Origin of the sequence: Cellvibrio fontiphilus, from assembly GCF_042646205.1 — a bacterium.
Lineage (GTDB): Bacteria > Pseudomonadota > Gammaproteobacteria > Pseudomonadales > Cellvibrionaceae > Cellvibrio > Cellvibrio fontiphilus_A.
The window spans coordinates 1,203,681-1,228,625 of the sequence record NZ_JBHRTF010000004.1; the positions used below are offsets into that span (position 1 = coordinate 1,203,681).

At 50.7% G+C, this 24,945-nt stretch carries 19 protein-coding genes and 1 pseudogene; 9 read left to right on the forward strand and 11 right to left on the reverse strand.

Features of this window, described 5'->3' with window-relative positions:
- Positions 1-21: 21 nt before the first annotated feature.
- The 4 genes from purB to ACFODX_RS13675 form a co-directional block, all read right to left on the reverse strand.
- Complete coding sequence (gene purB / locus ACFODX_RS13660; RefSeq protein WP_378120029.1) at positions 22-1,401, reverse strand: adenylosuccinate lyase; 1,380 nt, start codon at positions 1,399-1,401, stop codon at positions 22-24.
- A 72-nt stretch (positions 1,402-1,473) separates the two neighbouring features.
- Entirely contained in the window at positions 1,474-2,097 is a 624-nt protein-coding gene (gene hflD / locus ACFODX_RS13665) for a high frequency lysogenization protein HflD (RefSeq protein ID WP_378120031.1), read from the reverse strand.
- Positions 2,098-2,171: 74 nt separating this feature from the next.
- Positions 2,172-3,290: a tRNA 2-thiouridine(34) synthase MnmA gene (gene mnmA / locus ACFODX_RS13670; protein ID WP_378120034.1), complete on the reverse strand. Its 1,119-nt coding sequence runs from the start codon at positions 3,288-3,290 to the stop codon at positions 2,172-2,174.
- Between the two features lie 59 nt (positions 3,291-3,349).
- Positions 3,350-3,787: an NUDIX hydrolase gene (locus ACFODX_RS13675; protein WP_378120036.1), complete on the reverse strand. Its 438-nt coding sequence runs from the start codon at positions 3,785-3,787 to the stop codon at positions 3,350-3,352.
- A gap of 437 nt (positions 3,788-4,224) precedes the next feature.
- Between ACFODX_RS13675 and ACFODX_RS13680 the strand changes: the two genes are divergently transcribed.
- The 3 genes and pseudogenes from ACFODX_RS13680 to apbC form a co-directional block, all read left to right on the forward strand.
- The gene (locus tag ACFODX_RS13680; RefSeq protein ID WP_378120038.1) at positions 4,225-5,349 is read left to right on the forward strand and encodes an efflux RND transporter periplasmic adaptor subunit; all 1,125 of its coding nucleotides are present in this window, start codon (positions 4,225-4,227) and stop codon (positions 5,347-5,349) included.
- A 56-nt stretch (positions 5,350-5,405) separates the two neighbouring features.
- A complete protein-coding gene (locus ACFODX_RS13685; protein ID WP_378120040.1) occupies positions 5,406-8,504 on the forward strand; it encodes an efflux RND transporter permease subunit in 3,099 nt (1,032 codons plus the stop codon).
- A gap of 91 nt (positions 8,505-8,595) precedes the next feature.
- Positions 8,596-9,459: pseudogene (gene apbC, locus ACFODX_RS13690) on the forward strand (iron-sulfur cluster carrier protein ApbC); the annotation flags it as partial.
- A 79-nt stretch (positions 9,460-9,538) separates the two neighbouring features.
- On the opposite strand, the gene ACFODX_RS13695 reads toward apbC, so the two are convergent.
- On the reverse strand, positions 9,539-10,963 hold the full coding sequence (locus tag ACFODX_RS13695; protein ID WP_378120043.1) for a glycosyl hydrolase: 1,425 nt from the start codon (positions 10,961-10,963) through the stop codon (positions 9,539-9,541).
- Positions 10,964-11,224: 261 nt separating this feature from the next.
- Here ACFODX_RS13695 and prfB point away from each other — a divergent pair.
- Together prfB and lysS are read left to right on the forward strand one after the other, a co-directional pair.
- Positions 11,225-12,320 (forward strand): peptide chain release factor 2 gene (gene prfB, locus ACFODX_RS13700; protein ID WP_378120045.1). Its coding sequence is split into 2 segments (ribosomal slippage): positions 11,225-11,296 and positions 11,298-12,320, totalling 1,095 coding nucleotides; the frame shifts between segments, so codons are not numbered across the junction.
- 47 nt (positions 12,321-12,367) lie between these two features.
- A complete protein-coding gene (lysS, locus tag ACFODX_RS13705; RefSeq protein WP_378120047.1) occupies positions 12,368-13,867 on the forward strand; it encodes a lysine--tRNA ligase in 1,500 nt (499 codons plus the stop codon).
- A gap of 111 nt (positions 13,868-13,978) precedes the next feature.
- Here the strand turns inward: lysS and ACFODX_RS13710 are convergent, their stop codons facing one another.
- From ACFODX_RS13710 to arsC, 5 genes are all read right to left on the reverse strand, one after another.
- Positions 13,979-14,539: a lipocalin family protein gene (locus ACFODX_RS13710; protein ID WP_378120049.1), complete on the reverse strand. Its 561-nt coding sequence runs from the start codon at positions 14,537-14,539 to the stop codon at positions 13,979-13,981.
- A 62-nt stretch (positions 14,540-14,601) separates the two neighbouring features.
- Positions 14,602-16,611 (reverse strand): signal peptide peptidase SppA, encoded by a 2,010-nt coding sequence (gene sppA, locus ACFODX_RS13715; protein WP_378120051.1) that lies wholly within the window; start codon positions 16,609-16,611, stop codon positions 14,602-14,604.
- Positions 16,612-16,670: 59 nt separating this feature from the next.
- The gene (locus ACFODX_RS13720; protein ID WP_378120053.1) at positions 16,671-17,111 is read right to left on the reverse strand and encodes a DUF2069 domain-containing protein; all 441 of its coding nucleotides are present in this window, start codon (positions 17,109-17,111) and stop codon (positions 16,671-16,673) included.
- Between the two features lie 20 nt (positions 17,112-17,131).
- Positions 17,132-17,740 carry an NAD(P)H:quinone oxidoreductase gene (gene wrbA, locus ACFODX_RS13725; protein WP_378120055.1) on the reverse strand — a complete coding sequence of 203 codons (609 nt, stop codon included), beginning with the start codon at positions 17,738-17,740 and terminating at the stop codon, positions 17,132-17,134.
- Between the two features lie 23 nt (positions 17,741-17,763).
- Complete coding sequence (gene arsC, locus ACFODX_RS13730) at positions 17,764-18,129, reverse strand: arsenate reductase (glutaredoxin) (protein WP_378120057.1); 366 nt, start codon at positions 18,127-18,129, stop codon at positions 17,764-17,766.
- Between the two features lie 100 nt (positions 18,130-18,229).
- On the opposite strand from arsC, the gene ACFODX_RS13735 reads away from it, so the two are divergent.
- The 4 genes from ACFODX_RS13735 (at position 18,230) to ACFODX_RS13750 (ending at position 21,827) form a co-directional block, all read left to right on the forward strand.
- Entirely contained in the window at positions 18,230-19,495 is a 1,266-nt protein-coding gene (locus ACFODX_RS13735; RefSeq protein ID WP_378120059.1) for a YihY family inner membrane protein, read from the forward strand.
- Between the two features lie 118 nt (positions 19,496-19,613).
- Positions 19,614-19,979: a response regulator gene (locus ACFODX_RS13740; protein WP_324257560.1), complete on the forward strand. Its 366-nt coding sequence runs from the start codon at positions 19,614-19,616 to the stop codon at positions 19,977-19,979.
- Positions 19,980-20,183: 204 nt separating this feature from the next.
- The gene (locus tag ACFODX_RS13745) at positions 20,184-21,458 is read left to right on the forward strand and encodes a valine--pyruvate transaminase (RefSeq protein ID WP_378120062.1); all 1,275 of its coding nucleotides are present in this window, start codon (positions 20,184-20,186) and stop codon (positions 21,456-21,458) included.
- 123 nt (positions 21,459-21,581) lie between these two features.
- Positions 21,582-21,827, forward strand: a complete 246-nt coding sequence (locus tag ACFODX_RS13750; RefSeq protein WP_378120064.1) for a TIGR02647 family protein — start codon at positions 21,582-21,584, stop codon at positions 21,825-21,827.
- A gap of 62 nt (positions 21,828-21,889) precedes the next feature.
- On the opposite strand, the gene ACFODX_RS13755 is transcribed toward ACFODX_RS13750, so the two are convergent.
- Positions 21,890-24,505 (reverse strand): glycoside hydrolase family 9 protein, encoded by a 2,616-nt coding sequence (locus ACFODX_RS13755; RefSeq protein ID WP_378120066.1) that lies wholly within the window; start codon positions 24,503-24,505, stop codon positions 21,890-21,892.
- Positions 24,506-24,945: the final 440 nt, after the last annotated feature.

The following is a 24,945-nucleotide window of genomic DNA, read 5'->3' on the forward strand; positions in this document are numbered from 1 at the left end:
GAGCCCTTATTTTTTCACGCTTTAGATCGCTTTCGCTTGATCTACCGCATTACCTATGTAATTGGCGGGCGTTAAGTCGCGCATGGTTTGTTTGGCATGCTCCGGTATGTCCAGTGTTTCTACAAACGCTGCCAACACATCGCGATTAATTGTTTGGCCGCGAGTTAGTGCTTTTAATTTTTCATAGGGTTCAGCAACGTTGTAACGGCGCATAATAGTTTGGATTGGCTCGGCCAATACTTCCCAGGAATTATTTAAATCTTCTGCGAGGCGAGTGCGGTTAATCTCCAGTTTACCCATACCTTTCAAGGTGGATGCATAGGCAATCATGCCGTAGCCAAAACCTACGCCCATATTACGCAGCACAGTGGAATCGGTAAGGTCGCGCTGCCAGCGGGAAATAGGCAGTTTTTGTGCAAGGTGAGTGAAAATTGCGTTGGCAATGCCCAAGTTACCTTCAGAGTTTTCAAAGTCAATCGGGTTAACTTTGTGTGGCATAGTGGACGAACCCACTTCGCCAGCGATGGTTTTTTGTTTGAAGTAGCCGAGTGAAATATAGCCCCAAATGTCGCGGTCAAAATCGATAAGGATAGTGTTAAAGCGAGCGATGGCATCGAACAGTTCAGCAATGTAATCATGAGGTTCGATTTGCGTAGTGTATGGGTTCCAGGTCAGCCCCAAACTTTGCACAAACTCTTTGGCATTAGCCTGCCAATCTACATCGGGGTAGGCAGAGAGGTGAGCATTATAGTTGCCCACGGCGCCATTAATTTTACCGAGCAATTGCACGCCGTTAACGGCATCAATTTGGCGGCGCAAGCGAGCCGCAACGTTTGCCATTTCTTTACCGACGGTAGTAGGTGATGCAGTTTGCCCATGAGTACGTGATAGCATTGAGTCTTCTGCATAGTCGTGGGCGAGTTTAACAATGCCCGCCACAATGGCTTCGGCGTCTTGCAAAAATACTTTGCGGCCTTCGCGCAGCATCAAGGCATGGGACAGGTTGTTAATATCTTCTGAGGTACACGCGAAGTGTACAAATTCCAGCACGGCTTCCAGCTCGCTATTGCCAGCGAATTTATTTTTCAGAAAATATTCAACCGCTTTAACATCGTGGTTGGTGGTGCGTTCAATATCTTTAACTGCTTGGGCATCGGCTGTGTTGAAATTCTCAACAATACTATCCAGGAATTTGTTGGTGGCTGCACTGAACGCTGGAACTTCCGGAACACCATCCATACGGCTGAGTTGTTGCAGCCAGCGGACTTCAACTTCTACACGAAAGCGAATTAAGCCAAATTCACTGAAGATGCTGCGCAGGGCGATGGTTTTGCTGCCATAGCGTCCATCCACTGGGGATACAGCGTTAAGCGCGGAGAGAGTGTCGAAGGTATTGTCCATTGTGGTTCTCGTATTAAATTTAAAAAGAAAAATAAAAAAGCGAAAAAGTTGGCGTTAGAGTGTTGCGATTTATTAAATGCTGCGTAGTAACTCTTCTACTTGCCATGCCAGATTTTTACGATTCAGCAGCAATTGCCAGCGATTGCCGCCCACCTGGCGCCAGAGCATGGCCGAGCGTATAGCGGCGAGCAAGAGTGCGCGGATTTGGTTGGCTATACGTTGTTGTTGCAAATAATTGTAGTCGCCGTTTACTTGAATACGGAAACGGAAAGTACTGAGTGTTTCGGTATAAAGAGTGCCAAGGTTGGCGATGACGTTATCGTGAGTAGATGAAAAATGTTGCGCTTGTTGACTGACTTGCTCGATGCGGCTGCCAATAACATTCAACATGTCGTGACGAGCGGCAAGTTTCTTCTGCAAATGTAAAACTCCCAAGCCATAACGCAATACCTCGCGATGTTGCTGGGAGTTGGGGCGCAGTAACTCGCGCATTACTTCGAGCCCGGTGCGCAAGTTTTCAACTTGACCACCATAAACAGCAAGGGTACTGGCGGGATTTAAATCAAGGATCGATTCGATACTGCACTTGAACACATCGGGCGGCACATAACCGGTTTTGGCTACCTGATCGACCAGTGTGGTTGCTTGAAAGACGCCGGCGAGGGCGAGGGTAATGTCTTGCCAGTTTTTGCTCACGCGTAAATCTCTCTGTATCAGTTGGGGGTTGAACACGGTTGTCGGGCCAGCAACTCGATCAGTTGAATAGCTTGCTAACGATTATCGGTAGACTCGATAACAGCGCCACCCAGACATAGATCGTCTTGATAGAAAACCACAGATTGCCCCGGTGTGACGGCCCGCTGCGGCTGATCGAAATGCACATCGAGTGTGCCGTCAGCCATCACTTTTACCAGACAATCCTGATCTGGTTGGCGATAGCGGGTTTTGGCGCTACAGCGGAATTCATTTGCTGGTGGAGTGCTGTTAATCCAGTGTGCTTGTTGTGCGATTAGGTGATTGGTGAATAACAGCGGGTGATCCGTGCCTTGCACCACAACCAGTACATTGCGTGATAAGTCTTTTTGTGCAACGAACCAAGGCTCTTCATTGGCACCTTTAACGCCGCCAATACCCAAGCCCTGACGCTGGCCAATAGTGTGGTACATCAGCCCCATGTGTTCGCCGATCACCTTGCCGTCCGCAGTTTGGATTTCGCCCGGTTGGGCTGGCAGGTACTGCTGCAGAAAATCTTTAAACCGGCGTTCGCCGATAAAACAAATACCGGTGCTGTCTTTTTTGTTGTGGGTGACCAAACCCTGCTGTTCAGCAATCCGGCGGACTTCCGGTTTTTCCAACTCGCCAACAGGGAATAGCGATTTGGCAAATTCCGCTTCGCCTACCGCATGTAAAAAATAACTTTGGTCTTTATTCGGGTCCAGCCCCTTAAGGAGGTGGGCACGACCATTGGCATCTGCGCGGCGCACATAGTGACCGGTGGCGATAAGCTCGCCGCCCAGCATTTGTGCATACTCCATAAAAACCTTGAACTTGATTTCGCGGTTACAGAGGATGTCCGGATTTGGAGTACGGCCGGCTTTATATTCTTCCAGAAAATGCTCGAATACATTGTCCCAGTATTCAGCTGCAAAATTGGCTGTGTGCAGGGGGATGCCTAGCTTGTCACACACCATTTGTGCATCTGCCAGATCAGCCTTGGCCGTGCAATATTCGGTGCCATCATCCTCATCCCAGTTTTTCATGAACAAGCCTTCAACCTGGTATCCCTGTTGTTTGAGTAGCAGGGCAGAGACGGATGAATCGACACCACCAGACATGCCTACAATCACGCGGGCACCGGAGTTAACAGCAGGTTTGGAAAACTGGGTCATAAGAGGGATTTGATACTGCTTGAAAATGAGGCGAGCATTTTACCCGCCTTTTGCCTCTGTTAGCCAACCACCTCAAGCGGAAAACGGCGGCCAGCGCGATATTCTTCGATAATTTGCAATGTCATAGGGCTGCGCAACTGGTGTTTGCGTGCTACCAGTTCTTCGTAGCTGAGCCATACAGCTTCGATGATGCCGGTATCCAGCTGGCGTTGGCTGTCGTGACTCAATGCCCTGGCGATAAAAGTGGTGCGGAAGTAGGTGATCCCATTGCTTGGCGCTGTGTAAAGGTTGACGCCGACAACACCCGTCAATTCAACTGTCCAGCCTGTTTCCTCCAGGGTCTCGCGGATGGCAGCCTCTTGCAGCGTTTCGTTCGGATCAAGGTGTCCGGCGGGTTGGTTATAGACTTTTTGGCCATCAGCTTCCTCATAAACCATGAGGTAGCGGTTATCTTGCTCGATAATCGTGGCAACAGTTACGTGTGGTGCCCAGGTCATAACAAGTCCTTAGCTGTTGTAGCAATCGTGGGTGGGTGAATGTTAAGGGTAAAGAAGCCTATCTTCGGGGGCAATCGAATATCTGTTTTTCGGGTGATCCAGTCAGTCCGTTTTTAAGTACCTAGTGCCGCTCCAGCGGGAGGGGTGATGAATGTCATTAGTTTATGGTAATCATTCACAACTCGTTGGAGAATCAGGGAAAAGGGAATATTATTTGCCCACCGACCAAATGGTCGGATGAAGTTTTTTGTGGCTAAATTCTGGTGTTGCTTCTACATTTTTTGACAACTCCCGAATTTGGTTTTACAGGTGACTGTGCAACAATTCTTCCGCATGAATGCGTGAAGTGATGGTCGGGATACCGTTAGTTGTTAACCCCCTCCAGCGCTGCCCGTTTCCAAATCGTTCTTCTCCTCTTCTTACATGGTTCTTCATTTATGAACAATGCGAAATCAATCGGCATTGCAGCCGCAAGTCTCGTGGGAATTTTCCTGGTCGTTGCTGGCGTCAAATTTGGTCAGATTATGGCCATGGTATCCGCAGGGGAAAATACTCCGCCGGTAACACAGACAGTAAGCACATTCACTGCAGAGCTACAGCAGTGGCCGAATAGTTATACGGCCATGGGCACAGTAGAGGCATCTGAGGGGATTGTGATTGCTGCCGAAGTGGCGGGTAAGGTCAAAGAAATCCGCTTCAAGTCCGGTGAACAGGTCAAAAAGGGTACTGTGCTTATTGTGCAGGAATCTGGCAACGAGCAAGCGCAGTTGAGCGCTGCCGAGGCGCGCTTGCGTTTGGCGAAGTCCAACCATGAACGTTTGCTGGAGCTGCGTAAGCGCAACACGGTTTCCCAGAGTGAACTTGATGCCGCGTTACAACAAATGGAATCGGCCCAGGGTGATGTTAATGATTTAAAAACCACGCTTGAGAAAAAAATCGTGCGCGCGCCTTTTGACGGTCGCTTGGGTATACGCAAAGTAGATTTAGGGCAGGATTTGCAGGTGGGCGGTGAGCTGGTATCGCTGCAGGCGACAAATAGTGTGCGTGTCAATTTCCCCGTGCCCCAGTTCTGGTTGGTGCAAATGACCCGTGGCTTGCCAGTTGAAGTCAATGTGGGTGATGGCTCTGACGCTGTTATCAAAGGTGAGATTACTGCAATTGGTGCGGAGATCAGCCCGCTCACACGCAATGCAATTGTGCAGTCCTATCTGCAAAACGAAAACAATTTGCTAATCCCCGGTATGGCAGTTGAAACCAAGGTGACTCTATCTGATCCCCAAGAAGTGCTCGCAGTGCCGGCGACTGCTGTGATTTACGCGCCCTTCGGCGACACAGTATTTGTTATCGAGCCGGGTGAAGCTGCAGGCAGCTTTAAGGCGCGCCAACAGTTTGTGCGGTTGGGTAAAGCACGCGGCGATTTTGTAGAAATAGTGGATGGCTTGAAGCCCGGTGAAGTGGTTGCTAGCGCCGGTGCATTCAAATTGTTGAATGGTCAGGCGGTAACCGTTGGAACCCTGCCAACCCCTGAATACAAGTTGGAACCAACACCTGCAGATAGCTAATAGCTGCTGCGGTGCTGAATATATTCCACAAGCCTCAATGCCAATGGGCCTAAGTTATGAAATTTACTGATGTATTTATTAAACGGCCGGTGCTCGCCATAGTGGTGAGCCTGCTTATTCTGATTCTGGGTATTCAGGCCGGTTCAAATCTTACTGTGCGTCAATATCCGCGCAGTGATATCTCGGTCATTATTATCAATACGGTGTATGTCGGTGCTAACGCCGAGCTGGTGCGTGGTTTTATTACCACGCCTATCGAGCGTGCCATTGCATCGGCAGGTGGTATTGATTACATCGAATCGCAAAGTGCAATGGGTATGTCCACCGTGACGGCGCACTTGCGTTTGAATTATGACCCGCTCAAAGCCATGACAGAAATCTCTGCCAAGGTGAATCAAGTGCGCGGTGATCTACCGCCGGAGGCTGAGGTGCCGGCGATTCGAATTGAATCGGCGGATTCACAATTCGCGGCGGCCTATTTGAGCTTTAGTTCAGAAATTCTTGAACAAAACCAAATCACAGATTTTTTAACTCGCTCTATCCAGCCGCGCCTTACCGCGATAAATGGTGTGCAAAAAGCGGATGTTTTAGGTGGTAGAACATTTGCGATGCGCATTTGGTTAAAGCCTGAACGCATGGCAGCACTTAATGTGACGCCAGTGCAGGTTCGTGCGGCGCTTGCCGCCAATAACGTGCAGGCAGCGGTTGGTCAAACGCGTGGTTCCTATACCCAGGTTAATTTGCGTGCAGATACAGATTTAAAAAGCGTTGACGAGTTCAAACAGTTAATTATCCGAAATTCCAGCGATGGCATTATTCGGCTAAGTGATATTGCTGACGTAGCCTTGGGCGCCGAGAACTACGATACGGTTGTTAACTTCTCCGGTGATACCGCTGTATTTATGGGGGTATGGGTTGCACCCAATGCTAACGCGCTGGATGTGATGAAAGCGGTCAACCAGGAAATGGAGGCGATCAAAGCCGAATTACCCACGGGTTTAACTGGCACTGTCGCCTATGACTCCACCGAATATATTGATGCAGCAATTAATGAGGTTATAAAAACCCTCACCGAAACCCTGTTGATTATTGTGGTGGTAATTTTCCTGTTTCTGGGTTTCAGTCGCTCGGTCATCATTCCTGTATTGGCTATTCCGCTCTCATTGATTGGTGCGCTGTTTATCATGCAAGTCTGTGGTTTCTCGCTAAACCTTTTGACTCTGCTTTCAATTGTGTTGTGTGTGGGCTTGGTGGTAGATGATGCAATTGTAATGGTCGAAAACATTGAGCGTCATATCCAGGATGGAATGAAACCTTTTCCTGCCGCCATTACTGCAGCGCGTGAATTAGCCGGCCCAATCTTGGCGATGACGGTAACCTTAGCCTCGGTTTATATTCCGATTGGTTTACAGGGTGGTTTGATCGGCTCACTGTTCCGCGAATTTGCAATCACCTTGGCAGGCGCCGTAACTATTTCTGCCATTGTTGCTATCACACTTTCTCCGATGTTGGGCTCGCGCATGCTTAAACCGCATCAGGGTTTAAATGCGCCGCTGGAAAAACCTTTCGAGCGTTTTCGCGCCTGGTATGTCGAAAAACTGAAAGTGAGCCTGGAGAATCGCAGCGGTGTTTATATCTTCTGGATCGGTATTACCCTGTTGTGCTTCCCGCTCTATATGATGTCTGCCAAAGAGTTGGCACCGGTGGAGGATCAGGGTGTTATTTTTGGCATTGTTGATGCGCAAGCTAACTCTACCGTTGACCAGTCGTCTCACTACGGTAAGCAAGTTAATGAAGCCTTTATGAGCATTCCCGAGACTGACTTTACTTTCCAATTAACTATGCCAACTGGTGGTTTCTCTGGCATGGTCACCAAACCTTGGGAGGAGCGTGATCGCGATGTGTTTGAAATCATGCCGGAAGTCCAACAAAAATTGGCGGCAATTTCAGGTGTGAGAATTCTGCCGATTACTCCTCCTGCATTACCCGGCGGAGGCCAGTTCCCAGTTGAATTTGTGCTGGCATCTACCGCGGACATTAAAGAAATTTATGACTATGCCCTGAAAGTGCAGGAAATCATGCAGAAGTCCGGCAAGTTTTATTTCCAAACGCTCGATGTGAAAGTGGATCAGCCCGATTACAAACTGAACATCGATCGCGAAAAAGTGGCCGACCTCGGTTTGGATTTACAAACGGTAACTAACGATGTGGGTACTCTGCTCGGTGGTGGTTATGTGAATCGTTTTAATATGGCAGGGCAGAGTTATAAAGTGATCCCGCAGGTAAAACGTTCAGAACGTTTGACGCCGGACGATCTGACTAATTTGTATGTGACTGGGCCGGATGGAAACTTGATTCGTCTGGATCAGGTGGCCACTATTTCACACACTACCGAACCGCGTACCATCAATCGCATGCAGCAATTAAATGCGGTAAAAATCAGCGGTGTGCCCGGGGTACCTCTGGGTGAAGCGCTGGCGTTTTTGGAAACCGAAGTGCGTCAGATTCTTCCCAAAAGTTACACCATCGATTACACCGGTGAATCGCGGCAGTTGAAGCGAGAAGGTAATACTTTCCTGCCAGCATTTCTGATGGCGGTAGTGATGATCTTTTTGGTGTTGTCGGCGCAATACAACAGTTTCCGCGATCCGTTGGTGATTCTGGCGGGTTCAGTGCCTTTAGCGATGTTCGGTGCGCTGCTGTTCACCTTCTGGAAAATCCCCATGCCGATTCCATTTTTCACCAATGGCTTTACCACTACGCTGAATATTTATTCGCAGGTTGGTTTGGTAACGTTGATGGGGTTGATTGCACGTAACGGTATTTTGGTGGTGGAGTTTGCCAACAAATTACAGGAGCAGGGCATGGCGAAGTTGGAAGCGGTACGTGAAGCATCATCGCTGCGCTTGCGTCCGGTAATGATGACCAGCGTGGCAACTATTGCCGGCCACACGCCCCTGATTTTTGCTTCAGGCGCCGGTGCTGAAGCGCGTAATGCGATTGGTATAGTCCTGGTGCTGGGTATGGCAATCGGTACTTTCTTTACCTTGTTTGTGCTGCCATCGGTGTACATGTTGCTGGCAAAGGATCATCAGCACGACCGCGATGAATTGTATGATCTGGAGGAATTGGAACACTCCGCCAAAGTAAACTGATCGAGCTGAGTTGTTCGGCCGCAAAAGAGGGTGCCATTTGGCACCCTCTTTTGTTAGGGTGTGCGCCATTTTAAGCGAGCCGATTTACATCGTTGTTATTCAGAGAGGTAATGCTATGACTACGCACAGCCAAGCCATTCCTGGCGTTAAACATATTATCGCGGTTGCCTCGGGTAAAGGCGGAGTCGGTAAATCCACTACGGCAGTTAACCTCGCATTGGCGCTTGCCGCAGAGGGTGGGCGCGTAGGTATTTTGGATGCTGATATTTATGGCCCCAGCCAGCCGCAAATGCTGGGTGTTGGGCAGCAGCGCCCGCAAATTATCGGTGCGCAAGGGCAGCAAAAAATGGTGCCGATTCGCGCGCATGGTATTCAGTCCATTTCTATGGGTTATCTGGTTACCGAAGAAACACCCATGTTGTGGCGCGGGCCTATGGCGACGGGCGCGTTACAGCAATTGCTGATGCAAACCGCGTGGGACGATTTGGATTATTTGGTGATTGATATGCCGCCCGGCACCGGTGATATTCAAATTACTCTTGCCCAAAAAGTACCGGTTACTGGCGCGGTGATTGTCACCACCCCACAGGACATAGCTTTGTTGGACGCCAAAAAAGGCATAGAGATGTTCCGCAAGGTGAACGTGCCGGTCTTGGGAGTGGTGGAGAATATGGCGATTCATATTTGCTCCAATTGTGGCCATGCCGAACATATTTTTGGCGAGGGTGGCGGGGAGCGGATTGCAAAAACCTATCAAACCGAGCTGCTGGGCGCTCTGCCTTTGGATATGTCTATTTGTGCTCAAGCAGACGCAGGCAAGCCTTCTGTTGCAGCTGACCCCGAGTCAGTGATTAGCCAAAATTATCGCGCCATAGCGCGTAAGTTGATGGCAAGTGTCGAGCAGCTGACAGCAAATACCGGCGAACTTCCCAACATTGAAATCACTGATGATTAAGTGCGGTTACAGGCCTCCAATAAAAAATGCCCCGGAAGAGGGGCATTTTTTATTGGAGGCAGGCTTTAGAGTTGGTGCATTAATTTGCTAAATCAAAGTCAGGTAACTCGTCGCGGCTAATCATATTGCTATGGGTATAAACCTTGGTTTTATGGGCATTGGTGTTGTAATACTCACCCGTCCAGAAGTTACCTGAGCTGGTTACTCCTTCGGCGGTATCGCCATCATTCCACACCATAAAATACAACCACCAGGCGCCATCGGTCGCTATCTTGTCCGGGTCGGGGATATAGCTGTTTTCACTGAGTGCAACCATTTTGCTTTCCACAGGGTATCGGCGCGCCTGATTGTAGGTGGCGATCTGGGATTTGTAGGTTTTGTTATCACTACTGTCATAAATGTCATGGCTCACAATGTCCACGTAGTCATCGCCCGGATACCAGGCGGCGTTTTGGCCATTCCACACCCACAACAAATTATGAATACCATGATGGTTTACCAGACGGTCATACATGTGGCGCCACAATAAAATTTGGGCGAAGGCTTGGGGCACACCATCGGTACGGGTGCGGCCCCACCAAAACCAGCCATCACCGTTGTTACCAGACGCCTCATGCAAGGGGCGCCACAATACCGGCACATTCGCGTCGGCCAGTTTCTTGAGTTCCTCGGCGATGAGATCTATACCGGCATTTAACTGGCTATAGGCGGGGCTGTTGGTATCCAGCGCGCCATTTAACACTGGAATGGTAAAGCTGGTATTTTTGCTGGCATCACTTTCGCGTGCGTAAAAATTGGCGTTGTTAACGTTGGTGGTGTTAAGCAGGGCAGGGTCGCGCCAGTGCCATGAAAAGGTCACCAAGCCGCCGTTATTAGCATAGGCGATAGCTTCTTCGGTTTGCTCCAAACCTTCTACCCAGCTGGCCGTCATGCCGTAATTCATAAAGTCATAACCCATCAGTGCCGGATATCTACCCGTGTCGTTAAACACGCGGGCAGCCATATCGATACTGTCTTTCCAGGTGAGGTCCTGCTGTCCTGTCAGGGTTTTCTCACCCCAGATATCTTTGAGGTAAGTGTAAACCCGCTGGGTTTTGGCTGTGGCTTGAGTATTCACTGGTGTATCGCGCAACCCAAGGCTGGGCAGGTTGGTGCGGTTAGCCGGGCAGAAGCTCTGGGCGATACAGTAATTACCTTCCTCAAACCCCCATTGGTTGTTATCGGTTACACAGATGTTCCATTGTTTTCCATCCACTGTGCATTTGGCAGTGGCTGCAGCACTGGATGAAGAGCGGCTCAGTGAAGAGGCTGATGTTGTTTGGTTGGATGAAAGTGACACCGAACTCGAGGTGCTGGTGGCAGTTGAGCTAACACTGCTCAAGCCAGGTGCAGAGCTGGCTGGCGCGGAGGAGGCAGCAGCTGGTTTGCCACCTCCTCCACCTCCACAGGCAGTGAGGCCGAAGACGAGGCATATGGGCGCGCAGAGAAAGGCTAGGGGTTTCATTGGTGCTCCAGAATACTTATGGTTATTGGGTCGTGCGATGATAATTGAATGTAACCGGTTACTTTTTTGGGCAGTATAGCGAGTTGGTTGCGGCGCTTAAAGTCATAAATTCTGTGGTGGGTAAAATAACTGGATTGAAATGGCCTGGCCGCCCAACTGAGTGGCGCCTGGAGTTTGGCCTGAGGGGGCTTCTCATGTAGAATGCGCGCCTCGCTTTTTCCGCCTGTTCAGGCCTAAACCCGAAGTAAATTGCGCACTATCATGGAAATTAACCCCCTATTAAACGCCCTTAAAGACCTCAGCGAGCGCACCAATGTGCTCAGGGGGTATCTTTGACTACGATCTCAAGAAAGAACGTCTAGCCGAAGTTGAACTGGAATTGGGGGAACCCAAAGTGTGGGATAACCCCGAGCGCGCCCAAGCACTGGGGCGTGAGCGTTCCGCGCTAGAGTTGGTGGTTAAAACCATCGACGATTTGGACACCGGCGTTGCCGATTCCCGCGAGCTGTTGGATATGGCCGTGGAAGAAGATGACGAATCCATGGTGGCCGATGTTCAGGCCGAAGTTGCACAGCTGGACAAAAAACTTGCCGAGCTTGAATTCCGCCGCATGTTCTCCGGCGAAACCGATCCCAACAATGCCTATCTCGATATCCAATCTGGTTCCGGTGGCACCGAGGCGCAGGACTGGGCCGAGATCGTGCTGCGCATGTACCTGCGTTGGGGCGAGGCCAAGGGCTTCAAAGTGACACTGGAAGAAGTTTCTGCAGGCGATGTTGCCGGCATTAAAAGTGCGACTATTTATTTTGAAGGCGAATACGCCTTTGGTTGGCTGCGCACGGAAACTGGTGTGCATCGCTTGGTGCGCAAATCGCCGTTTGACTCTGGCAATCGTCGTCACACCTCATTCTGTTCGGTGTTTGTATCGCCGGAAATTGACGACAATATCGAAATCGAAATTAACCCGGCGGATTTGCGTATCGACACCTATCGCGCAAGTGGCGCCGGTGGTCAGCACATCAACAAAACTGACTCGGCAGTGCGTATTACCCACGTACCTACCGGCATAGTGGTGCAGTGCCAGAACGAGCGTTCACAACACGCCAACCGCGACAAAGCCTACAAAATGCTACGTGCAAAAATGTATGAGCAGGAAATGCAAAAACGCAACGCCGAAAAACAGGCGATGGAAGACAATAAATCCGACATCGGCTGGGGCAGCCAAATCCGCTCTTATGTATTGGATGACTCGCGCATTAAAGACCTGCGCACCGGCGCCCAAACCTCCAACACCCAAGCGGTATTGGATGGCGATCTGGATCAATTTATTGTCGAAAGTTTAAAAGCCGGCCTGTAATTATTTGCAGTCCCAACGCCCTTTTTAATTCAACTTCAGTGAAGACTATGAGCAACGAAAACCAATCCGCGCAAACCGAAGCCCATCATGAGGAAAACAAATTAATCGCCGAGCGCCGCCACAAACTGGCAGCGATTCGCGAGAAGGGCAATGCCTTTCCTAACGATTTCCGTCGCGCTGATAAGAGCGTGGATTTGCAGGCGCAGTTTGGCGAAAAAACCAAAGAGGAATTGGAAGCGCTGAATCACGTGGTGAGTGTGGCCGGCCGCCTTATGGCCAAGCGCGGCCCCTTTATGGTGTTGCAAGACGGCGATGGTTCAATCCAGCTCTATGCCGACAAAACCGCGCAAGAAGTGATTAAAGACACCTGGGGCCTGTGGGACATTGGCGACATTGTTGGGGTGAAAGGTGCATTGCACAAATCCGGCAAGGGCGATTTGTATGTGAATTTGGAAGAGTACCAATTGCTCACCAAATCCCTGCGCCCACTGCCGGACAAATACCACGGCTTGAGCGATCAGGAAATTCGTTATCGCCAGCGTTATGTAGACCTGATTGTGAACCCGGAAGTGCGCGACACTTTCCGTTTGCGTTCACAGTGCATTAGTTTTATTCGCAATTACATGAGCGGTTGCGGTTTTATGGAAGTGGAAACACCCATGCTCCATGTGATTCCCGGCGGCGCCTCAGCCAAGCCATTTATCACTCACCACAATGCTCTGGATATGGATATGTTCCTGCGTATTGCGCCGGAATTGTATTTGAAGCGTTTGGTCGTGGGCGGTTTTGAGCGCGTATTTGAAATTAACCGCAACTTCCGCAACGAAGGTGTATCCACTCGCCACAACCCTGAATTCACCATGATGGAATTCTACCAAGCCTATGCAGACTACAAAGATCTGATGGACTTGACCGAAGACCTGCTGCGCAAACTCTGCATTGAAGTCACTGGCGGCACAGTGCTGAAATACCAAAGCAGTGAATACGATTTTGGTAAGCCCTTCGCGCGCATGTCAGTATTTGATTCGGTGTTGCACTACAACCCGCAAATTACCCGCGAGCAATTGAGCACTATTGAAGGCGCAACCAAAGCCGCTAAAGATTTAGGTATTGAAGTCAAAGATTCCTACGGTCTGGGCAAAATCCATATCGAGATTTTTGAAGAAACCGTTGAGCATAAATTGGATCAGCCTACCTTCATCACCGAATACCCGATTGAAGTATCGCCACTCGCGCGCCGCAATGATGAAAACCCGGCAGTGACCGATCGCTTTGAATTCTTTATCGGCGGCCGTGAATTAGCCAATGGCTTCTCTGAGTTAAATGATGCGGAAGATCAGGCTGAACGTTTTATGCAGCAAGTGCGTGAAAAAGACGCCGGCGACGATGAAGCTATGCACTACGACGCCGATTTTGTTCGCGCTTTGGAATACGGCCTGCCACCAACCGCGGGTGAGGGCATTGGTATCGACCGTTTGATTATGCTGTTTGCCAACGCACCGTCTATTCGCGATGTGCTGTTGTTCCCGCATATGCGTCCGGAATAATTGTCCGCGCAGTTGCGATGAAATTGCGAGCAAAAAAATAGCGCCCCAAGAGGCGCTATTTTTTTATCTGTTTTTTATTGCAAGCTTGTTCCAATTGCGATTTTTCGACCGTTACTGCTGCTGTGCATTAGCGGGCAGGCTGCTTGGATTGTGATCTACAAAAATCAATTTGTCAGTATCAAAGCCTTGGGCTTTGGCTTTAGCGACCAGCTCTGTTTGTAACTCCTTATCGATTACCGGCAGGCGCGCCAATAACCAAAAGTAGCTGCGATCAGGGCCGCTCACCAGCGCATACTGATAGTTTTTATGATCCAGCTCAAACACTACATAAGAGCCATAAAAAGGGCCAAAAAAGGATACTTTCAAATGGCCTTGATCTTTCTGATCTACAAAATAGGCTTTGCCTTCTGCTACTTGCCACTCTTGTTTTTCTACAGAGAAGCCTTTGTTTAATACGTTAATGCCACCGTCATCGCGTGCGGTATAAGTGGCACTAATGTGACTCAGGCCGCGCTCAAAAGAATGATCCAGCCGCGCCACTTCATACCACTGGCCTAGATAACGGTTTGCATCAAAGTTATCGACAGGTTTGATGTTGTCTGGAATGCCGGTGCATGCCACCAGCAGTACGCTGAGCAACAAGGTAAGTGATAGCAAACCGTATTTTTTCATAATCATTTCCATTTTTTTGGAGTTTCAGCTGTGCCTGTAAATCAGGGCGCCACACAATCAAATCAGGGCGCTACACAATCCAGACATTTTACGTAGATGCCTTGCGGATCGTTCATTGCATTTAAATCCAAAAGGGGTTTTACGCTCGCGCCCAGGTCATTGAGCAAACCCAGCGAACTCCAATTGGCCAGCAGGGATTTTGGTGCAAGTGCACCTGCCTGGCTCTGGGTAAGTGAGCGCAGGAACTCCTCTTTGGGTGAGAGTGGTCGCTGTACAAACTCAACCTTGTATGAGCTCAGATCGGCGGCTTCGGCAATCGCCTTAATTGCATCATTCAGGGTTCCCAATTCATCGACCAAACCAATTTCTTTGGCTTTGTTGCCTGTCCATACATGGCCTTGTGCAATATTGTGAATAGCCTCTTTATCCTGCTTGCGTGCATCGGCGACCAGCGTAATAAAACGCTCATAAATATTGTCCACACCCTGTTGAACTACTTTGCTGGCTTTTGCTGAAAGTGGGCGATCCAAACGCATGCTGCCCGCCAATTCGGTAGTGCCAACACCATCTGTGTATACACCGATTTTTTCCAGTGATTTTTCCAGGGTGGGGAAGGCGCCAAATACACCGATTGATCCTGTAATTGTGGTTGGCTGCGCCCAGATTTTATCGGCGGCAGTTGCAATCCAATAGCCGCCGGAGGCTGCAACTGATCCCATGGAGACATAAATAGGAATATTTTTTTCTCGCAGTGCTACTAATTCGCTGCGAATAATTTCTGACGCAAATGCGCTGCCGCCGCCGGAATCGATACGAATCACCAGTGCTTTTATGTTGTTGTCGTCTTGTACTTGGCGCAGCAGTTCGAGCATGGTTTCACTGCCCACACTGCCTTCGGGTTGGCGACCATCAGATATAGCACCTGCCGCTACCAACACCGCTACTTTATTGCTGTCCGGGTGAACTTTTTTATTTACGTCAGCGAGGTAGGCATTAACGTCCACACCGTTGTAGTTGTCTCCCTCTTTACTTTTTCCTGCTGCGTTAATTAAGGTTGAAAGCAATTCATGGCGCGATCCCACTTTATCAACCAGCGCTTTTTCCACGGCAAGTTTTGCGCTGTCACCACTGGTCAGTGTCATGTGTACATCGAGGTTATTAACGTAATCGTTGATGCTGCCGGGTGGCAGGCGACGCAGGCGTTCGATATTGCCGGTGTAGTTTGCCCAAAGCTCATTGATCCACTGCTCGTTGTGTTCGCGTGATTCCGCTGACATATCATCGCGCAGATAGGGTTCCAAATAATCTTTATATTTACCTGAGCGGAAGGCGTGAATGGTTACGCCCAGTTTATCCAGTGCGCTTTTGTAGTAATTCATGTAGCGACCATAACCGGTGATTTCTACTACCCCCATGTCGTGTAGATAAATTTCATCGGCAAAACTGGCAAGGTAATACTGGTCCTGAGAGTAATAGTTGCTTACCGCGATAACTTTTTTCCCCGAGGTTTTGAATTGTTCCAGCGCCTGGCCAATTTCGTTGAGCTTACTTAAGCCGCCTGCCAGCATACGGCCAGGTTCTATCACCAATAGTTTGACGCGCGTGTCTTTCTCGGCGTGATGAATAGCGGCAACCAGGTCGCTGACCAATGTTTCATTTTCCTGTGGATTTTCATCAGAGAGTAAAAGACTGGCAGGGTCAATATAACTGCGCTGGTCTACCAGGATTCCGGTAGGCGCAATACGCAGCGCAAAACTTTCAGGCAAAGGCAAACTGGCTTTGCCGCTAAAAGAGGCGATGATCAATAATAAAATAATAATAAAAATAATATTGGCGAGTGTATTGCGCAGGGTAGTAACAGCGGCGCCCATACCACCAAAGATCCGGCGCAGGCGGCCGGAGGCTTTTGGTTTTGGTGTGTAACCACCACCGGTTTGACGTGGTGGAGGTGATTGTGGCGGTTGGTTATGTTGTTGATTGTTTTGTTGGTTGTTTTGTTGATGGGAATGCGAGCTGTTTTCATGGTTTGGCGCTGCCTGCGCCACCGGCGGTTCGTAATAATTTACAGACACAGTAATGTTCCTTGCATTAGAAATATAAAAATAAGTTCAGTAACAACCCAGCCAGAAAATTATTGTTTGCTAGACAGATAATAGTTCCAGTATTGCAACCAGCGACTGGTCATCATGGCCGCGGCAAATAACACAGTGACCAGCAGGGTGAGTACCCAATAAATCAGCGACCAATAACTCATGAGCAGCGGCACTAAAAATAAAAAATACATCAACAGTACAAAACAGAGCCAGCTGTATGTGCGATGCTGCGGTTTTATCAAACCGGGAATAAATATTAGCAATGGCACAACGGCTATCAGCCAATGCACAAGATTAAATTTGTCGCCCAGCAGCGAATTGATGCTGAGCGCAACCAAAAGTGCGAGGTAACTCAGGTTGCAAACCTGCGTACCCAAGCGCAATTTTTTTTCCAGCACTAGGGCATCTGCGTCAGTGATGACCAATATTTTTTTGGTTGTTTCCGGGGTGTTGTTTGGAGCTTGTTGATCCTGAGTCATGGCTAACCTTTAGTGTGCAATTAATGGCTGTTGTGTTCAGCTAATTGGAGTGCGAGTTTGGCAACGCGTTTGCCAAGTGCCTGGCACAGGGTGATTTCTTCGCTGCTGAGTTTGCCGGGTTGATCGCCGCTTGCCAGGTGAGAAGCGCCGTAGGGAGTGCCGCCGGTGCGGGTAGTGTTTAATGCCGCTTCACTGTAAGGGATACCGCTGATCACCATACCTTGGTGCAGTAACGGTAGCATCATGCTGAGCAAGGTGGATTCCTGGCCGCCGTGCAAACTGGAGCTGGAGGTAAATACCGCTGCGGGTTTATTGATTAAATCGCCATTGAGCCATTGGCTGCTGGTGCCATCCAAAAAATATTTCATCGGCGCTGCCATATTGCCAAAGCGGGTAGGGCTGCCCAGGATCAAACCGGCGCAGTGTTTTAAATCTTCCTCGCTACAGTAAACCGCACCGCTATCTGGAATGGCTGGTGCACTGGCTTCGGTCACGGGTGACACGGCAGGCACTGTGCGCAGGCGAGCCTCCACACCGGCAACCTGTTCTACACCGCGTGCGATTTGTTTTGCCATCTCTAGCGTGGCGCCATAACGGCTGTAATAAACTACTAATACATAAACGCTCATAAACGCGGTATTTCCTGTTTGGGTTAGCGATTCAATAACTGTAAAACGTTTTCTGGCGGGCGGCCGATCAGGGCAAGCTGGTCTTTTACTGCAATCGGGCGCTCGATAAGTTTGGGGTGTTTTACCATAGCCTCGATCAGCGCTGTCTCGCTCAGGGTTTCATCGGCCAGCCCCAACTCTTGGTAGGCATCTTCACCTTTGCGCAGCAACGCACGCGCACCTATGCCCAATTTACCCAGCAGCTGTTTCAAACTGGCCGCATCGGGGGGTGTTTCCAGGTACAAAATAATCTCGGGTTCAACGCCTTGCTCATGCAGTAGCTTGAGTGCCTCACGCGATTTTGAGCAGCGTGGGTTGTGATAGAGTGCAATTTTTGCCGTATGTTTCATCGCGCTGTTATTTCCCGTGATTGTGGATCAGCCGTCTGCCAGTGGCAGTTGCCGGCGATTATAACGGCTGTGACCCGGGTTGTTTTAAGGATTTGAATCTATGTCTTTGCTGTCAGGCCTGCATCGTTTTGCCACCACTCAGTATTGCTGGTTAGTTGGATTCTTTCGTTTGGTGGTGCAGCAGTATCGCGCCAAGGGCTGCCAGAAAAGTGCGGCGTCTTTAACCTACGTCACCCTGTTTGCCACAGTGCCAATGCTGACGGTGACCTTCTCCATGTTTTCCCTGATCCCGGCCTTTCAGGATTTGGGGGACGAATTGCAGGCACTATTGTTCCAGCACCTGTTGCCCAATAGCGAGCAGGATCTGGGCAAGTATCTGCAATCCTTTTCTGAACAGGCGCGACAATTAACCGCGTTTGGTTTTGGTTTTCTTCTGGTGTCTGCTTATTTGATGTTGAAAAACATCGAAGAGAATTTTAATGCGATATGGGGTGTGACCCGCGGCCGACGTGGGGTTGCCAATTTTTTGCTCTATTGGGCCATCCTCAGTCTTGGCCCTTTGCTGTTGGGCGTCGCTTTGGCTATGAGCACTTATTTGGTGTCCTTTCGTTTATTGGTGGGCACCTACGACAATCTTGGGCTGGTGGAGTGGGTGTTGCAATTTGCGCCTTGGGTGCTGACTTGGGCGGCCTTTACCCTGTTATTTGTTGCTGTGCCTAATTGTAAAGTCAGGGTGAGCCACGCCATGGTGGGGGGCGCCGTGACTACCCTGGGGTTTCAAGGGCTGAAGGCCGCATTTGGCTGGATTGTTAGCCACTCATCTTTTTCGCTGGTATACGGTGCCTTTGCGGCTTTGCCCCTTTTCCTGCTCTGGGTGAATTTGATTTGGACTGTTGTATTGGGGGGCGCGGTGGTGGTGCATACCATCAATGCCCATCAAATCGGTTTGCGGGATCGCAATTATCCCGATTTGATTGCAGCGCTGCTGGTGTTGTGGCGCTGCTATGACGCCGCCAAACAAGGTGCAAGCTTGCCAGAGCGGGTGTTGATCCAGTTGGGGCTGGCCGCCGAACAATGGCAGCGGATTAGCCAGGCGCTGGTGCGCCATCGCATCCTCACCACTAACTATCAAGGCGAATTTTTGCTGAGTAAAAACCTGCAGTTGGTGAGCTTGCGCCAGCTGGTCGATATTATTGAGCTACCCAACCGCTCGGCTTTTCAAGTTCCTGTCGAGCAGGAGAGTTTGCTTGCTCTGCCGTGGGGTGCGCCAACCCTTGAGCTGTTGGCCAAGGCGGAACAGCAGATGCACGGTCTTTATGCGATTAGCCTCGGCGAACTCTTTGATGCCAAACCCAAGGAGGCTTGATATTCATGTGTTATGTCAGTCATTGAGGCGAATAAGAAACTGGCTAAAAAAATGACTGACGTCAGATTCACTGGCTATACTCCTGATAACTTCATTCACTCACAGATATTGCGACTTCATGGCTACACCCTTACTGATATGTGACGATTCTATGATGGCGCGCAAGCAGGTTGCGCGCTCCCTTCCAGCCGATTGGGATGTCGATATCACCTTTGCCACTAACGGGCTTGAAGGTATTCAGGCTATTCGTGAAGGCAAGGGCGAGATGGTGTTTCTGGACCTGACTATGCCGGAGATGGATGGCTATCAAGTGCTTGAAGCAGTAAAAGCGGAAGGGCTGGATGCCATGGTGATTGTGATTTCCGGCGATATCCAACCCGATGCCCAGGCGCGCGTGACCAAGTTGGGCGCGATGGATTTTATCCAAAAGCCTGTCAACCCTGAAAAGCTGGCAGAAACCCTGCGCAAGTTCGGGCTGATTTAATTTCAGGTTCACTTTTCGCAACATCAAACAATGCCAGATTGTTGTTTGGCTGCTGATGCCCGGTCAGTGATGTCTGGTTTGTGAATAGCCAAACCCAACTAGAGTTTTTCCCACACACCCGTTAGATTGCCCGCCGGTTTACGGCGCCAGTCAACGGGTGTGCGTGTTTTCAAGCTGTGGGTTTTCCATTGAGTGTGGTTAGTTATGAGTGTGTCGTCCCTTAAACTTTCGCGTTTTGGCAAAAAGCTTTGCAGTGACGCAGGCATAGTGACCTTGATGGATGACCTGGGCGAGGCGTTGCGGGTCAATCCGGAGATGATTTTTATGGGCGGCGGCAATCCGGCGCGCATTCCCGCTATGGAGCAAGCCTTTGCCGGCGCGCTGCAAGCCACCCTAGAGGATGCCCGCGCCGCCCATGAATTACTCGGTTTATACCAGCCGCCCCAAGGCGATGCCCAATTGCTGGATGACATCGCCAGTCTGCTCAAGCGCGAATACGGCTGGGCGATCTCGCGCGACAATATTGCGCTCTCCAATGGCAGCCAGTCGGCGTTTTTTGTGTTGTTCAATTTATTTGCTGGCGATTACCCGGATGGCAGCCACAAGAAAATCCAACTGCCGCTGACCCCCGAGTATTTGGGCTACAGTGACTTGGGTATCAGCGCTGATTTTTTTACCGCCACGCGCCCCAGTATCGAGTTATTGACTGACGGTTTTTTTAAATACCACGTGGATTTTGACCAACTCCAGATAACCGCCGAAACCGGTGCGCTGTGCGTGTCTCGGCCCACTAACCCCACTGGTAATGTGATTAGTGATGAGGAGCTGCTGAAGCTGGATGCTCTGGCGCGCGCTCACCAAGTCCCCTTTATTGTGGATGGCGCCTACGGCACTCCTTTCCCCAATATTTTATTTGTGGACGCCGAGCCCCATTGGAATAGCAATACTATTTTGGTGCTCAGCCTATCCAAGCTGGGGTTGCCCGGTGCACGCACAGGTATTGTTATTGCCGATCCAGCGATTATCCAGGCGTTTGCCAAAGCCAATACCATCCTCAGTTTGGCTACAGGCAATTTTGGCCCGGCGGTGGCGCGGCACTTGTTACAGGATGGCAAAATCCTGCGGTTGAGCCGCGAGGTAGTGGCGCCTTTTTATCTCCACCGTATGCAAATGGCGGTTGCTGCTTTTAAAAAAGCGCTGGGCGATTTGCCTTGTTTGATTCATAAACCGGAAGGGGCAATTTTTCTGTGGCTCTGGTTTAAGGATCTGCCAATCAGCAGCGAGGAGCTTTACCAGCGGCTTAAAGCGCGCGGTGTGCTGGTGGTATCCGGCCATCACTTTTTCCCGGGGCTGACTGAGGATTGGCCGCATCGCCATGAATGTATTCGTGTGACTTACTGCCAGGAACCGGAAACTGTGGCGCGCGGCGCGGCGATTATTGCCGACGAGGTGCGGCTTATCTATCAAACCGCGCATTAGCAGCAAAATAACAAGCAGCGGGATAAAACAGGGGGTAAGGTTGTGATCCCGGCTGCTTGTGCTATTTATGACTAACACCCTGCTAACAATAACCCCCTGCTAACGATAACACTGGAGTTACCTATGCCGATGTCCCAGGAAATAGTGGCTGAATTACAAGTGCTGCGCTTGTTCGATGCTTCTACCAGTCAAACCGGTCTGAAAGTGCATTCCGATGCCGCTCCGGAACTTATTGCCGCCACCCAGCGCTTGCATGAGAAACAATTAATCACTCTGCCTGATGGGGGTTATTTAACGCCTTTGGGTTACGAATGTTCGGTTCACCTGCAGAACCTGTTGCAAATCCTCACCTCAAAACCACTGCTGTAAAAACGCCTCAGGCGACCAATGGTCGCCTGAGGTTGTGTTTGACTAATCCTTAGCCAAAAACGCTAGTTACACACACTGCCAGTCACTCGTGGAATTTGGGCGCTGCCACTGGTGCCTTTAGTGCCCTGGAAGCCAACCTCCACCGATTGCCCTGGTTGAATGGTGCCATTCCATCCCAGATTGCTTACCGAATAGGGGTTATTGCCGCTGAACACCCCATTCCAGCTGTTGGTGATGCGAGTGCCATCGCTGTAGGACCAATTGACTGTCCAGCCGTTGATGGGACTGCTGCCAGTGTTGGTGATGCGCAAGCTGGCGGTAAAACCGTTGTTCCACTCATTGCTGATCAGGTACTGACAATTGCCACCGCCGGCTACCGAACTGGAGGAGCTTGCCGGTGGTGTCGAGCTGGCCCTTGAACTGGCGACAGATGAGGGCGCCGTGCTGCTGGGGGTGCTACTCGCCGGTCTGCTGCTGGCTGGCGTACTGCTGGCGGGAGTGCTGGTGCCGCCGCCCACAATGCCAAAAGGCGCTGGTTGGGCGCTGCAAGTACTCGCCGAAATGCAGCTTCTGTTGTTTTCATAACCCCAGCCGGAGGTGGTGGTTGCGCACAGTGGGTAGAGCGTGCCGTACCAGTTACATTGCTGGGCGCCACTAATGCTCGATGCTATCGATGAACTGCTCAATCCTACCGATGAACTGCTGGGCGCTATAGAGCTGCTTGCCACGGACGAGCTGCTGGGTGCGCGGGATGAGGAACTGGAGGTAGTTGCAACGCTGGAAGAACTGGCGGGAGCGGATGAACTTGCCGGGCTCGATGAGCTTTGGCCGCCGCCATTGCCTTGGGCGTAATCGTTATAAAACGCCAGGTTCCAGGCCAGCGGTGCGTTCCAGTTAATGGTGATTTCATTCACCGCATAAGCGTGGATGTTATCGGCCCAGCAGGTTGCCGGTCTGGATTTGCAGCTGCCCAGCAAAGTGGCAGACGTGCTGTCCTCAAGCCCTGCGTTTGGACCGCCGGAAAGTGCGCCGGGTGGTGGAGCAGGGTAGTTGGCGTTGATGGCATTAGACCAGAAACGATGGTGTGGCTGGGTTGCGGTCTTGGTACCTGCTCCGGTGATAAAGGAGGTAGATAGGGTGTTTTGGCCGTAGAAATAGTTCAGCCCTTTGCCTACCCCTTTGGCGTAGTTTTCATTGCCGGTGAAGTCATAGGCGAGGCCCAGAATAATCAGCTTATTCGCCACGGCGCCGTTTGAACCCCAGTAATATTCAAGGGTTGAAAGTGGTGCCGGGTAACCAGAGGCATTCTGGGTGGCCAAGGTAGTATCTGCGATGCTGACAATTTTTTGCCGCGCACTGGTACGCAGGCTGCTGGTGTGGCTGGTGGGCACCATCGCCAGGGAAATCAAGCCGGGCAACTCGGTATCGGGCCAGCCGAAATCGCTGCGGGTAATGAGGTAATTATTGATGCGGCTCAGGTATTTGCTGTCGCCGGTGGTGATGTACAGCTCAGCCGCTGCCCAGTAGAACTCGTCGGCGACATTAGCATCGCCATAACCGCCGCCACCGTTGTCGTAATTACCGCTGTAAATATCGTTGGGGTTAGCTTGGGCTGCATCCCAGGCGCGGGTTGCGGCAGTTAAACAGCTGCTGGCAAAGCCGGAATCAATATCTTTCCAGATACGCGCACACTGCGCGGCGGTTGCGGCCAGGTTCAGGGTTGCCGCGGTGGACGGTGGCACCAAGGCGCGCTGTTGTTGGTCTTCATGGGGGGCGAGGGGGAAACCTGTCCAGCCCACGTCGTGCATTTTATGGTGAGCCATGCCAGCTTTGGCTTGGCCGACAGGCACTTGCATCGCCATCATAAATTCCATTTGCCAGCGCGCTTCGTCCAATACGTCCGCTACGCCGTTGGCGCTTTCGGGGATATTCAACTTGCCATCGCCCACCAAACTGCCATTGCGGCTCAAGTAAAGGTCGCGCTCGTAGAGGTTGAGCAGTGTCCACACCGAAATACCGCCGTTGACTACGTATTTGCCGTGGTCGCCGGCGTCATACCAGCCTTTGCTAACGTTCAGTGAATAGTTACAGGTGCCACTCCAGCAGGGCACATTAATGTCGCCTTTGTTGGCTCCGATATTCAAGTGACCGGCAGGGCGCGACCATTTGCTGTTACTGGCAAAGGAACCGTTGCCGCCGCCGGTATATTGGGTCTCAATCGCGATGCCACTGCGGTTGTGATAGAAGTATTTGAGCGCGTCATAAAGTGCAGGTTTGAGCGCCGTGTTGGAAATCGCAAAGCTGTAACTGGTATCGCCACCTACTGTCAGGGTAAATCCGCTGCCGGTAGCGGTGACGTTTGATAAATCGATTTGGTGCAGGTTATCGCCACTGGCCGCGTCAGTTCCGGTGGGCAATGTTTGGCCACTCGCTACCAGCGTGCCGTTTTGACGCAACTGCCAGGTCTGGGCCGCTGTTTGATTGGTTTTATAGGTGGCGGTTTTAGCGCCGGTGGGCAGGTAGCCCAACTGGTTTACCCGCGGGTTGCCTATCTCGGCTTGGGCGCTGATGGCAGACAAGGCCAACAGGCTCGCGCCAATCATCTGAAAGAGCTTGGTGCGTTGGGTTTTTGGCTCAGCGGTAATGGCTTGGTCGTTATTCTTGAGCATCTTTTTCATCGGAAATATCTCGCGATAAATAAATAGAGATTGGGGAATACAAAATGGGCGCTTAGTCAGTGTTTTGTTGGTGACTAAAAAGGCCGGCCTGTAAAACAGGCCGGTAAAACATTGCATTGATTAAAGGGGATTTATATCGGGGCGGGAGTGATGGCCTTGTCCTGAAATCCACCACCTCCGATATAAAAAAGTGTCGGCTTGTCCTTAAGCCAAGTCGCAACTCCTGTTGCGACTTGGGTTCACCGGAACAACCGGTGAGCGTTACCGGCAGCGCTTAATCAAGGGGTGGATAAGCGTTGTCCAGCAGTTGCTTGAACCCTTCCGAGAACCAGCGTCCGGCAACCGGTGCATTAGGCATAGCGCCGGTAGTGGTGCCCGCGGCATTGGTGAAGGTTGGGTCACAGTTGCGGTCGAAACCTTTGGCTGGATCTTGTGGATCA

Excerpts from the sequence above, each read along its gene's own strand:
- purB (WP_378120029.1), bottom strand. The coding sequence starts at position 1,401 with ATGGACAATACCTTCGACACTCTCTCCGCGCTTAACGCTGTATCCCCA.
- mnmA (WP_378120034.1), bottom strand. The coding sequence starts at position 3,290 with ATGACCCAGTTTTCCAAACCTGCTGTTAACTCCGGTGCCCGCGTGATT.
- ACFODX_RS13675 (WP_378120036.1), bottom strand. The coding sequence starts at position 3,787 with ATGACCTGGGCACCACACGTAACTGTTGCCACGATTATCGAGCAAGAT.
- ACFODX_RS13680 (WP_378120038.1), top strand. The coding sequence starts at position 4,225 with ATGAACAATGCGAAATCAATCGGCATTGCAGCCGCAAGTCTCGTGGGA.
- ACFODX_RS13685 (WP_378120040.1), top strand. The coding sequence starts at position 5,406 with ATGAAATTTACTGATGTATTTATTAAACGGCCGGTGCTCGCCATAGTG.
- ACFODX_RS13695 (WP_378120043.1), bottom strand. The coding sequence starts at position 10,963 with ATGAAACCCCTAGCCTTTCTCTGCGCGCCCATATGCCTCGTCTTCGGC.
- lysS (WP_378120047.1), top strand. The coding sequence starts at position 12,368 with ATGAGCAACGAAAACCAATCCGCGCAAACCGAAGCCCATCATGAGGAA.
- ACFODX_RS13710 (WP_378120049.1), bottom strand. The coding sequence starts at position 14,539 with ATGAAAAAATACGGTTTGCTATCACTTACCTTGTTGCTCAGCGTACTG.
- ACFODX_RS13720 (WP_378120053.1), bottom strand. The coding sequence starts at position 17,111 with ATGACTCAGGATCAACAAGCTCCAAACAACACCCCGGAAACAACCAAA.
- wrbA (WP_378120055.1), bottom strand. The coding sequence starts at position 17,740 with ATGAGCGTTTATGTATTAGTAGTTTATTACAGCCGTTATGGCGCCACG.
- arsC (WP_378120057.1), bottom strand. The coding sequence starts at position 18,129 with ATGAAACATACGGCAAAAATTGCACTCTATCACAACCCACGCTGCTCA.
- ACFODX_RS13735 (WP_378120059.1), top strand. The coding sequence starts at position 18,230 with ATGTCTTTGCTGTCAGGCCTGCATCGTTTTGCCACCACTCAGTATTGC.
- ACFODX_RS13740 (WP_324257560.1), top strand. The coding sequence starts at position 19,614 with ATGGCTACACCCTTACTGATATGTGACGATTCTATGATGGCGCGCAAG.
- ACFODX_RS13745 (WP_378120062.1), top strand. The coding sequence starts at position 20,184 with ATGAGTGTGTCGTCCCTTAAACTTTCGCGTTTTGGCAAAAAGCTTTGC.
- ACFODX_RS13750 (WP_378120064.1), top strand. The coding sequence starts at position 21,582 with ATGCCGATGTCCCAGGAAATAGTGGCTGAATTACAAGTGCTGCGCTTG.
- ACFODX_RS13755 (WP_378120066.1), bottom strand. The coding sequence starts at position 24,505 with ATGAAAAAGATGCTCAAGAATAACGACCAAGCCATTACCGCTGAGCCA.